Raw genomic sequence first — 10,016 nt, 5'->3', positions numbered from 1 at the left:
GGTGAGGAGTCAGGAGCCAGTAGTCAGTAGTCAGGAGAATTAAGAATGAGCATTAATCAATTAAATGCTCTATTTGGTTATTTTATGCAATTTTATGCTTATTTTTCTCATTTTTGCCCTCTCAAAAATTAATTATGCAAGAACTCTAATTAAGAGAAAGGTGAAAAAGAGTCGCTATCAAGAAACTCATCATTTAATTAGCTTGGCAATAAATAGCTAATCTTTTTTGGTATAATAGACGGACTACTATTGTTAAATCTATGGACGCTCTAGATTTTTCCGATCAACTACAATGGACCGCAGAAGCAAAAGCAAAACTAAAAAATATTCCCTATTTTGTTCGTTCCCAAGCGCGTCAAAGGATAGAAGAATTAGCTCGTCATGCCGGTTCCGATCGAGTTACCGTGGAAATGGTAGAACAGGCTAGAGTAGAATTCGGACAGTAGATTTTTAGCCGCCAATTTGGGACATAGTACGGGTATAAATGCCGCTTGATGTGCCAGAATCACGCAGTTTAAAGTTTATTTCTGCTTTCAGTTCCATTAATTTCTGGACTTTTTCCCTGATTTCTGCCGGCGAAATTCCCTGACGGAGGGCGGTTTTTAGGTCAATTTGTCCGGTTTCGTTGAGGAGACAGGGACGCAACCAACCATCGGCCGAGAGACGTAGGCGGTTGCAGCGATCGCAAAAACATTCCGACATCTGACTGATAAAGCCAATTGTACCCTTAGCCCCCGGAATTTGAAAAACATCGGCTGGACCATTTCCCCGCACTTGACCCTCATTTAAGCCCCATTTTGCCCGAATTCGCCCCCTTAATTCCTCGTTCGCAATCCAAGCTTTTTCTTGAAATAAATCACCGTTACCGATGGGCATAAACTCGATAAAACGGACGTGCCAACGCTTCTCGATGGTCAAAGCCGCTAAATCCTCCACTTCTGCCTCATTTATCCCCGGAATTACCACCACATTCAATTTTAAGGGGTCAAAACCCACTCTCTGGGCCGCTTGAATACCTGCCCAAGTTTTTTGCCAACGACTCCGGCCGCGATTACCGATAATCTTATCGAAAGTGTCGGGGTCGAGGGAGTCTAAACTGATATTAATCCGTCTTAGTCCGGCTTCATACAACATTTCGGCTAAATTGTCAAGTAAATAGCCATTGGTGGTCAGAGCTAAATCGCTAGTGGCAGATAAAGAGGCGATATCGCGCACAATCTCCACTACTTCGGGATGTAAGAGAGGTTCCCCACCAGTAAGGCGAAATTTGCGGAAACCGAGGGGAATAAAGACATTTTTGACTAAAGTAAGAATTTCCTCCCGGGTGAGTAAATCTTGCGGTCGAACAGATGCCAATTCTGCATCTTCAGGCAGACAATACTGACAGCGAAAGTTACAGCGATCGATTAAACTAATCCTGAGATAGTCGATTTGGTTCATGTTCACAGGGAAATACTGTTATAAAACTTCATGAATTTATCATAACAATTCTGGCTCGATCGATATCTAGACATCGGCTACATCTAGATTTTAGTCTATGATGACAATAGATTTCCTCAATGGCAAGGGCAAATAATGATTGGTAAATTTGATAATTTTTCTTGATTGTACTTAAGTAGGTAGGCGTTAAAAGTTGTCAGATGCCCCCCTTATTAAGGGTAGGGTTGATTCATGAATCAACCCTACCTTATCAAGGGGGGCAGGGGGGATCGAACCTAAAATCCATTTTTAATTTAATTATAACCAGCTACTTAACACCGGAAAGAAATATTAACCAATCCTCTAGATATAGACAAACAGAATACTATCTAAATTGAGCGAGCCAGTAATGCTATGATCAAAAAATAATTATCTTGAGATGGTAATTTGTGTGATGTTACCTTTTTTACTACCCATTGCCCAAACTCCTCCTATTGTAGAAATAATTCGACCGGCGCAGGTGCGTCCTTTACCGAATCAACTAGATCAAGTTCCCGTTTTTAATAGCAATAGTCCCGAATTATTGCTAGGAGAAGGGATTTTGCTTTCCACTTTTCCCCCCCAAGAGAAAAGTTTTCCCTCGGCCCATTTAAATTATGCTTTTCAGGGACGCTTTGATATTTTTGCCCACCATATAGCGAGGGGGAGTTTTCCCGATAATTTACGCAGCCTTTATCTGGGTATATTACTCCACAATCCCAGTTCTAATCCCGTGACCGTTAAAATTCTGCAAGGAGCTAGTTATTTGAGTCAACCCGATGCAGCTTTTATCGATTTACCCGCACAAGTGGAAAATAATCAGGGGACAGTTTTTGCCGGGCCGGGAAGTCGGGTAATGGGGGATATTTTAATGGGGCAGCGTCAGGATATTTTTCCCGATAGGATTATTATTCCCCCTGGGGAGAGTTTTATGGTCTTAAATGCGGCGATTCCTGTGCGCGATTTGACTCCCCCTTTAAACGGTAGGTCCACTTATCTCCGTCTGGAAAGTGACGGTCTTCTCTACGCTGCTAGTTTAGCTCTTTATGCACCCTTAGACGAAAATGGGCAAGAAAGACCACCAAATCTGACAGAGTGGCAAAATTTGCTAGAAAAAGGCGATTTATCGACTCCGCGGGATCGAGCGCCCACTCCTCCCCATAGTCAAGGACAGATAATTTATGGACGGGTAGCGGGGGTGTCCCAAGGTTCAGCTTGGCCAGCCCGATTGGTCGATCGAGCTTCTTTATGGTTAAATATTCCTGATTCTGGTCAATCTATAGCCTATGGGATTAGTACCCTACCCGGGGGCAAATTGGGAACGGAACAAAATCAAAGTGCTAGTATGTTAGTTCGCTATCCCGATACGGCCTATCAAGCTCATGGTAATTACGGTGTGGAATATAGGTTAAGTTTACCTCTATTTAATGGGAGTGATGAGGCGAAAACGGTGACTATTGCGCTAGAAACACCGATTAAAGAGGATGTTATTGGGCCGGGTTTGCGTTTTCTCGATCCGGCTGCCCCACAAGTGTTTTTTCGGGGAACAGTAGCCGTCAATTATAGCGATGACCAGGGACAGGCACAAAGCAGATTTTTCCATCTCGTCCAAAGACGCGGACAAGAGGGGCAATCTTTAGTGAGTCTGACTATTCCTCCGGGGGATTGGCGTGTAGTACAGGTAAATTTTTTATATCCACCAGATGCCACTCCTCCACAGGTTTTAACGATTAAGACCGAGTAGAACAAGTTTAAAATTGGCCGTTAACGATCGCAATATTCCATTGACCGTCTTGGTTGGTTTCAAAGGCAATTTGGCGACCATCACCGCTAATGGTGGGATTGCGGACGCTTCCCCGCAGGTTAGCGGTTAACAGGGTTGCACGGGACCGGGAACGATCATAAACCATGACATCACTTTTACCGCGTTCGCTGGAGATATAGGCAATTAAACGACCGTCAGCATTCAGAGATGGCTGATCTTGGCTAGAATCGCCACGATTTAGGTTAGGAAGATTAACTAAGCGCTTTTCTTGCAGATCGAATAAATATATACTACGACGACCGGAGCGATCGGAAGCGAAGGCTAAATAGCGACCATCAGCACTATAACTGGGAAATTGATCGGGAGCAAAACTATTTAAACCACCGGCGGGAACTTGAGGAGTGATCAAAAGAGGGGAATTACAGCCACTTATCCCCGATAACAGCCCAAAAGAGGCCAAAAATCGCCCCAGCCAGACAAAAAAATTTTTTTCTTTCATCTTGACTTTTGACCCCAAATGTGCTAGTAACTTTCTTCCTTGCCGACGGTTTTGAGGGTAAGTAGTTGATTGCCTTGACTGAGACTATCGGCGATCGCTTCTCGAATCGGCAGGTCAATAGTGGTTTCAGCGAGGATTTCTTGGGCTTTTTGCCGCAAATCTGCCCCGGTATCGGCATCTACTTGGTCTAGATCGAGTAATTCCTGCGATAGCTGTTCGATCGAATTCGGGTTAGTCATAGCTCAGGCTCCCAACAAGCTTAATTACACTTTTATTGTATTGTAAAGAATAAGGCTTCTGTTTGTTTTTGATTTTTCTCAGCGATTAAGGGATTTTGACAAGCAATTAACTTTTCTGATGGATAATCTTCACTCTCAAATTCCACTAAGTTCACTCGATCGAATAATACTAATTGAATCACTATACACGGCCGCCATTTTAGCCTAAACTTCCCCCATTTGTCTATTTAAGGAATATTACAATAAACACGGGGTATATAAAGAAAAGTTAATGGGTTTATCCATTGATGGATAAGGGTTTTCGGCTATTGTAGTAGATATGTATGGGGGGAAGTTCAGCAATACTACCCAATCAGCACCCTCAAGTCTGGCGGTTTAGTGGAAGAGCAGTTTATTGTCCGCATGGCAAGAGGAAAGGCTAGAATAGAATTAGAGAAGATTTTAGACTTTAATAGCAATTACATTTTCTAAGTAGTACGGCTATGAGCATCAGCGATCCCACTAGCCAAAAAGCCTCGTTAACTCAGCTAAATCGCGCTCTCCGGCACTTTACCGACCGACACGAGTTAACCTTGCGATTTGCAGAATATCTCAACGATGACGAGCTTGACCCCCATAAAATCCTATTCTTCTATGGGGATGGTGGCAATGGCAAGTCGCTGCTGCTGAAATTCTTATTGGAAAATTGTTGCAAGCGCTTTCCTTTAGAAACTTGGACAGAACTTAAAACCAAAACCCATCCTGAAATTGTTGAGTTTATTAAGACAATTACTGACTGGGAACGTGACTTTCAATTTGTGCCAGCCGCACTGTTGGATTTTGAATCCCCAGCCAAGTCATCGCGACCAGAACAACCTCAAGAAAATTTCGACGGGCTACTGATTTTGCATAATCAGTTAATAACCAATGCTGCTCGCTTGGGATATAAACTCTCTTTTCCGCTCTATCAGTTTGCTTGCATCTTGTATTTACAACAGAAGGGAAAACTGACAAATGAATCCGTGAATAGATTATTTCCTTCACCGGAACTTTTTGCCTCTAAATTGGCAGTCTTCCTCATTAAAGAGTTACCAAATGCACTTGCCGCCCATATTTTACCCGGTTTCCTGGCGAGTTTGACATCTAGCAGTTGGAATATAATCACCCAAGACTTAGGGGGGGATTTGTCCCTTTATCTACAAGGTCGAGGACTCCAGAAAAAAGATTTTCAACGGATCACCGAGTTAGATCCCGATGCGGAATTGATTGTTGCTTTGCCTAACTTTTTTGCGGAAGATCTCAAGGTCGCCATGCAAAGAGAGGGCGCTCCTGAAAAACTGGTGCTGTTTTTCGACACCCACGAAGCCTTTTGGGGAGAAGGGCGCAATCAAGGAAGTGCCAGATTTTTCAAGCAGGATGAATGGCTGCGGTGTCTGTTGTCGCAGTTGTTGGAGTTGCCCCAAATTGTCATCGTCATGGCAGGACGGGAAATTCCCCAGTGGCATCGAGCCAGCTATTGTTCAATTACAGCGGACAAGTTAGAGTGCAGGCAAGTGTTCAACTTTCAAGTAACCGATGCCCTCGACTACCTACAAAGAGTCGGAATTGAGGATACCCAAGTGCAGCAGAGCTTGATTGCCTATAGTAGTTTTGATGGCGATTCCGTTCATCCTCTCTTGCTGGGGCTATGCGCGGATTTAGTCAGGATGGCGCCAGAAAAAAAAGAAGCCTTTACCGCTGCCGACTTTCAATCCGTTTCCGAGACAGGAGAGGGATTTAATCGGAAATTAGGGATTTTGGTAGAAAGACTCCTGAAATACACAGACAGGGTGTTGGAAGATGCGGTTTATGTCTTGAGTGCCTGTCGAGCCTTTAATGAAGACCTTTACTTTCATCTGGGCGAATCCTTGAAATGCAATCCCTCCCATGCTGCCTTTGACTCGCTCCTCAGTTTTTCCTTCGTCTGGCAGGCAGAACAACAAGGTGAGGGGTGGTATCGTCTTCATCCCTTCATCCGTCGTTTCAACCACGAGCAGAAGCGGGAGCGAACCCAGGCTGCCCATCAAGTCTTGGAGCGGTACTATCGAGAAAGGGGCAATCTGGCTGAAGCTCTCTATCATGCTTACTGGCAAGAACCTCTGAGAGCAAAAGAGGAGTGGATCGAAGTTTTTGGAAAAGCCAACCAACAGGAGGACAATGAACTATGTCAGGCACTAGCGGAAATCAAGAAAGAAATTCCTTTCTAGACGGTCAAATTGCCCAATTAATCGGGGATTATCTAACTCGCTTGCAGCGATATGAGGAAGCTAGGGAGGAATACCAAGAAGCTAGTGAAGGGTATGAAAATATCTCTCCCGCTTCCCCGGACTTTGAGACAGCCCAAAATAACCAAAAAGTAGTTCTGGGAAAACTTAATCGCTTACCAGAGCGGCAGAAATCCAGTCAAGACTACCGTTTAGAAAAGCTCTTTGCTGTTGAAAAGGAACAATCTCGTTCAGTTTCCTTAAAAAGCCGAGTCAATTTGAGCCAATGGTTACAAAATGTTTTTGAGGAAAGCTGGCAGACGATTGAACAGCTTTTTGCACCTGGAGAACCCTGTTTTGCCTATGCTTATGCCTTACGCGAGCGCGGGGCTGATTTTATGGATTCCAAGACGGTTAGCGATTTAATTGAGACGATTTATACCAGTCAGGAGGAGCATCGCCGCAGACAAGCAGCACTGCGCTTGGGAGAGATGGGAACTGCATCTTCTGAGGTATTGGCGGCTCTGACTCACTTGCTAGAGGCAACTCAGGATGAAGAAACCCGTTGGAGTGCGGCAGAGAGTTTATGGCGGCTCGCTCCGCATAACTTGGCAGGTGGGTTGAGGAGAGTTAAAGATTTAGGAATGCTGATCGGGGAACACCCAGTGACTCTAATGGTGGCTGTCTTGCCTAAAACTAACCAAATGATAGCGGTTCTCCTCAGGGTCTATCCGATGCGAAACCAGAAATATTTGCCTGCCCACTTACAATTAGTGGTGCTGGATGAGGCTGGGAAAACCTTTTTGGAAACTGAGGCAAGAGAACTGGACAATTACATCCAACTCAAGTTTAGTGGTTCACCGGGAGAACAGTTCAGTGTCAGGGTGGGACTGGGAGAGGCAAATATTACCGAAGATTTTACCCTCTAGCAGAACTTTCCCCCTGAGAAATTGCTAGGAACTAAAGTACAAGTAAACGGAGAAAGTTTAATCATGAAAACCGCACTAACCGAATACAAGCATATTCAAATAGACGAACGCGGGAGACCAATGATTGCAAGCTCGACAATGAAGGTGATTGATCTGGTGATGGCTCAGATGGCTTACGGTTGGACTCCTGAAGAAATTCAAATCAACCATCGCCATTTGAGTATGAGTCAGATTCACTCAGCCTTCGCCTACTATTGGGATCATAAAGAAGAATTGGACGGAGCGATCGCTGCCGATCTGGAGTATGCCCAAAAAATGCGGCACTCAGCGATCGAGTCGCCTTTTGTGGCCAGACTTAAAGCACAAGGAATTCTCAAGTGAGCCTCAAACTTTATATGGATGAAAACGTACATGGAGCCATCACGATAGGATTGCGCCTTCGAGATGTTGATGTGCTGACAGTTCAGGAAGATGGTTATTCTGGTAGCCCTGACCCCGTAATTCTAGACCGATCAACAGCACTAGGAAGAATTGTTTTTACACAAGACAGGGATTTCTTAGTTGAAGGGAGTCACCGTCAGACAGTAGGAATAGACTTCGCTGGAGTTGTTTATGCTCATCAGTTAATGGTTTCAATTGGCGACTGCATACGCGACTTAGAACTCATCACCAAACTGGGAAACCCCGAAGAATTTGTGAATCGCATTCAATACTTACCCTTTTAAATAGGCGATCTATTAATATTTTTTTTAACAACGACAGGTGGTAGCGATGGCTAAGTTAGTGACTGTTAAATTGGGAGAAGGCAACTGGGAACAGGGATTTCCTGTTATCCTGCAAATTGCTGAGGAAGGCTCCCCTCCTTCGATCGAAGTTACAGGTAAATTGCCAAGCGCTCCGGAAATTCCCCAAAACTATGACCAATGGCAGTCTAGTTATAGACATTTGCCTGTTGTTGTCAGGCTAACAGCACCTGCTACCCAAATTACCAATGTTTCCACTACTGCCGACTGTCGCCAGACCCTTCAAACTTTGCAAGATAGCCTCAAACGCTGGCTGAACTCCGAGTCGTTTCGTCCGGTGAGAGAGCGTCTCTTGGAAAATTTGAACCGTTCCGAACCCATTCGCTTCATCATTCAAGCTGGGGATGGCTATTTGCGGCGGCTACCTTGGAATTTGATCGAGTTCTTTGACCATTATCCCAAGTTAGAGGTAGCGATCGCTGCTTCTTTCTTTGAAAAAATCGTTAGCCCACCTTCCCCCACCAAAAGGCTGAGAATTTTGGCGATTTTAGGTAATAGTGAGGGCATTGACGTGACGGCAGATAGAAGGTTTTTAGAGAATTTGCCGGGGGCTGAGACGGTTTTTTTGGTAGAACCTCCTCGACGAGAGATTAGCGAACAACTTTGGGAACAACATTGGGACATCCTCTTTTTTGCCGGACACAGCCATACGGAAGGGGAAGTGGGGCGCATTTATATTAATCAAAGGGAAAGTTTGACTATCGGTGAGTTAAAACATGGTTTGAGGACAGCGATCGAAGGGGGGTTGCAGTTAGCCATTTTTAACTCTTGTGATGGGTTGGGGTTGGCCAAGGAATTGGAGAATTTGCAAATTCCTCAAGCGATCGTCATGCGCGAACCCGTACCCGATAAGGTGGCACAGGAGTTTTTAAAGCATTTTCTCAAGGCATTTTCTAGGGGTAAATCTTTGTATTTGTCGGTGCGGACGGCGAGAGAACGTCTTGCCGAAGAAGGATTAGATGCGGAACTGCCGGGGGTGATGGGGCTGCCCGTTATTTGTCAAAATCCTGCTGCTACTCCTCTGGTTTGGACAAGGAAGAAGAAGCTATCAATACTTTATCAGGGTAAGCTGGTTATCGGTGCTTTAGCTTTGGGGGCTGTTTTACTGTTAATACCAAAAATAATTACAATTACTTCCCCTTATCGGGTCTATGACCCGAATAAGGAACGGTTGAATGGTGACCTTAAAATTTCCTATCCCAAAAACTGGAAAATCAAATATCCTCCAAATTGGCAAAAAATACCTAGTGCAACTAATACAGAAGTTGTTAAATTTTTAGCACCAAAAGATCATTCTTCAGTTTTTTTTCAACCTAGTGTTATAGTTAGTATTGAACAGATAGAGAATCCTGCTCCACTAGATAAATATACTGACGACACAGTTAAGCAAATTAGTCGGGACTTTTCTCAAGGTTTTCCAATCACTCCAGAACGTACTAAATTGGGTAAGCTTGATGCTACTGAAATCCTCTATACTAAACAACAGGGAGATAAACAAATTAAAATCAAGCAAGTTTGGGCATTAGCACCGAATCATGCTTACGCTTACATTGTTACCTATCAAGCAGAACCAGCAAGATTTGCTGAGTTTGAAAAAACTGCTCAAAAAATCATTGATTCATTTACTATTAATTAATCTCTGGTTTTGTAGATAAATTGAGAAAAAATTGATAACAAATGGGGAAATATTCATGCAAATTAAGATTGCTTTACCTGACGATATTATATCTTCTCTTGAAGCTAAATGGGGAAGTTTAGAGCGTAGGTTAATGGAAATGGTTATCGTTGAAGCGTATCGGGAAGGGTCGATTAGTGTTGGGAAAGTGCGAGAGTTATTAGGGATGAAAACTCGCCTTGAAGTTGACGCATTTTTAAAAGCTAAAGGGGTGGATTTACCTTACAGTGAAGCTGATTTGGAAGCGGATATCAAATCCGTGAACAACTGCGACAAGAAGAAAAATGGCTCTTCGGGAATTGTTATGCAAATAATTAACTTAAAATAAAATTCGATGAGAGCGCCTACGCTCAAAAGTAGCTGAAATCCATACAGGGAAGGACTTAAGGCACAAACAGGTTAATACCAAAAGATAGACAATTGAGT

Annotated in this window: 12 protein-coding genes; 8 read left to right on the top strand and 4 right to left on the bottom strand. The window is 43.8% G+C overall.

Annotated features, from left to right (window positions below):
* The first annotated feature begins 260 nt into the window (after positions 1–260).
* On the top strand, positions 261–446 hold the full coding sequence (locus PX482_RS27490; RefSeq protein WP_002751785.1) for a PCP reductase family protein: 186 nt from the start codon (positions 261–263) through the stop codon (positions 444–446).
* 4 nt (positions 447–450) lie between these two features.
* On the opposite strand, the gene moaA is transcribed toward PX482_RS27490, so the two are convergent.
* On the bottom strand, positions 451–1,440 hold the full coding sequence (moaA, locus tag PX482_RS27485) for a GTP 3',8-cyclase MoaA (RefSeq protein ID WP_002761581.1): 990 nt from the start codon (positions 1,438–1,440) through the stop codon (positions 451–453).
* A gap of 418 nt (positions 1,441–1,858) precedes the next feature.
* Between moaA and PX482_RS27480 the strand changes: the two genes are divergently transcribed.
* Entirely contained in the window at positions 1,859–3,202 is a 1,344-nt protein-coding gene (locus PX482_RS27480; protein ID WP_002761579.1) for a DUF3370 domain-containing protein, read from the top strand.
* A 7-nt stretch (positions 3,203–3,209) separates the two neighbouring features.
* Here the strand turns inward: PX482_RS27480 and PX482_RS27475 are convergent, their stop codons facing one another.
* Genes PX482_RS27475 through PX482_RS27465 form a run of 3 tightly spaced genes read right to left on the bottom strand, consistent with a single transcriptional unit; the run spans position 3,210 to position 4,143 of the window.
* Positions 3,210–3,722: a TolB family protein gene (locus PX482_RS27475; RefSeq protein WP_002761577.1), complete on the bottom strand. Its 513-nt coding sequence runs from the start codon at positions 3,720–3,722 to the stop codon at positions 3,210–3,212.
* A gap of 23 nt (positions 3,723–3,745) precedes the next feature.
* Positions 3,746–3,961, bottom strand: a complete 216-nt coding sequence (locus PX482_RS27470) for a hypothetical protein (RefSeq protein WP_002761575.1) — start codon at positions 3,959–3,961, stop codon at positions 3,746–3,748.
* Positions 3,962–3,993: 32 nt separating this feature from the next.
* Entirely contained in the window at positions 3,994–4,143 is a 150-nt protein-coding gene (locus PX482_RS27465) for a hypothetical protein (protein WP_002748420.1), read from the bottom strand.
* A 300-nt stretch (positions 4,144–4,443) separates the two neighbouring features.
* On the opposite strand from PX482_RS27465, the gene PX482_RS27460 reads away from it, so the two are divergent.
* The 6 genes from PX482_RS27460 to PX482_RS27435 all read left to right on the top strand — a co-directional run bounded on the left by PX482_RS27460 (position 4,444) and on the right by PX482_RS27435 (position 9,918).
* Entirely contained in the window at positions 4,444–6,186 is a 1,743-nt protein-coding gene (locus PX482_RS27460; RefSeq protein ID WP_288025063.1) for a hypothetical protein, read from the top strand.
* On the top strand, positions 6,144–7,112 hold the full coding sequence (locus PX482_RS27455) for a DUF1822 family protein (RefSeq protein ID WP_288025065.1): 969 nt from the start codon (positions 6,144–6,146) through the stop codon (positions 7,110–7,112). The genes PX482_RS27460 and PX482_RS27455 overlap by 43 nt, the downstream gene beginning before the upstream one ends.
* Before the next feature lie 63 nt (positions 7,113–7,175).
* Positions 7,176–7,493, top strand: a complete 318-nt coding sequence (locus PX482_RS27450) for a DUF433 domain-containing protein (protein ID WP_287691778.1) — start codon at positions 7,176–7,178, stop codon at positions 7,491–7,493.
* A gap of 14 nt (positions 7,494–7,507) precedes the next feature.
* Positions 7,508–7,837 carry a DUF5615 family PIN-like protein gene (locus PX482_RS27445; protein ID WP_287691780.1) on the top strand — a complete coding sequence of 110 codons (330 nt, stop codon included), beginning with the start codon at positions 7,508–7,510 and terminating at the stop codon, positions 7,835–7,837.
* A 46-nt stretch (positions 7,838–7,883) separates the two neighbouring features.
* Positions 7,884–9,551, top strand: a complete 1,668-nt coding sequence (locus PX482_RS27440) for a CHAT domain-containing protein (protein ID WP_288096222.1) — start codon at positions 7,884–7,886, stop codon at positions 9,549–9,551.
* 55 nt (positions 9,552–9,606) lie between these two features.
* The gene (locus PX482_RS27435; protein ID WP_288096220.1) at positions 9,607–9,918 is read left to right on the top strand and encodes a UPF0175 family protein; all 312 of its coding nucleotides are present in this window, start codon (positions 9,607–9,609) and stop codon (positions 9,916–9,918) included.
* Positions 9,919–10,016 lie beyond the last annotated feature (98 nt).

It is taken from the genome of Microcystis sp. M53602_WE12, assembly GCF_030065455.1.
GTDB lineage: Bacteria > Cyanobacteriota > Cyanobacteriia > Cyanobacteriales > Microcystaceae > Microcystis > Microcystis aeruginosa.
This window is presented reverse-complemented; position numbering and strand designations above follow the sequence as displayed.

What these genes read in the sequence shown, in the direction of transcription:
- PX482_RS27450 (WP_287691778.1), top strand. Translation starts at nt 7,176, where the DNA reads ATGAAAACCGCACTAACCGAATACAAGCATATTCAAATAGACGAACGC.
- PX482_RS27460 (WP_288025063.1), top strand. Translation starts at nt 4,444, where the DNA reads ATGAGCATCAGCGATCCCACTAGCCAAAAAGCCTCGTTAACTCAGCTA.
- PX482_RS27435 (WP_288096220.1), top strand. Translation starts at nt 9,607, where the DNA reads ATGCAAATTAAGATTGCTTTACCTGACGATATTATATCTTCTCTTGAA.
- PX482_RS27475 (WP_002761577.1), bottom strand. Translation starts at nt 3,722, where the DNA reads ATGAAAGAAAAAAATTTTTTTGTCTGGCTGGGGCGATTTTTGGCCTCT.
- PX482_RS27480 (WP_002761579.1), top strand. Translation starts at nt 1,859, where the DNA reads ATGGTAATTTGTGTGATGTTACCTTTTTTACTACCCATTGCCCAAACT.
- PX482_RS27490 (WP_002751785.1), top strand. Translation starts at nt 261, where the DNA reads ATGGACGCTCTAGATTTTTCCGATCAACTACAATGGACCGCAGAAGCA.
- PX482_RS27455 (WP_288025065.1), top strand. Translation starts at nt 6,144, where the DNA reads ATGTCAGGCACTAGCGGAAATCAAGAAAGAAATTCCTTTCTAGACGGT.
- PX482_RS27470 (WP_002761575.1), bottom strand. Translation starts at nt 3,961, where the DNA reads ATGACTAACCCGAATTCGATCGAACAGCTATCGCAGGAATTACTCGAT.
- PX482_RS27445 (WP_287691780.1), top strand. Translation starts at nt 7,508, where the DNA reads ATGGATGAAAACGTACATGGAGCCATCACGATAGGATTGCGCCTTCGA.
- PX482_RS27440 (WP_288096222.1), top strand. Translation starts at nt 7,884, where the DNA reads ATGGCTAAGTTAGTGACTGTTAAATTGGGAGAAGGCAACTGGGAACAG.
- moaA (WP_002761581.1), bottom strand. Translation starts at nt 1,440, where the DNA reads ATGAACCAAATCGACTATCTCAGGATTAGTTTAATCGATCGCTGTAAC.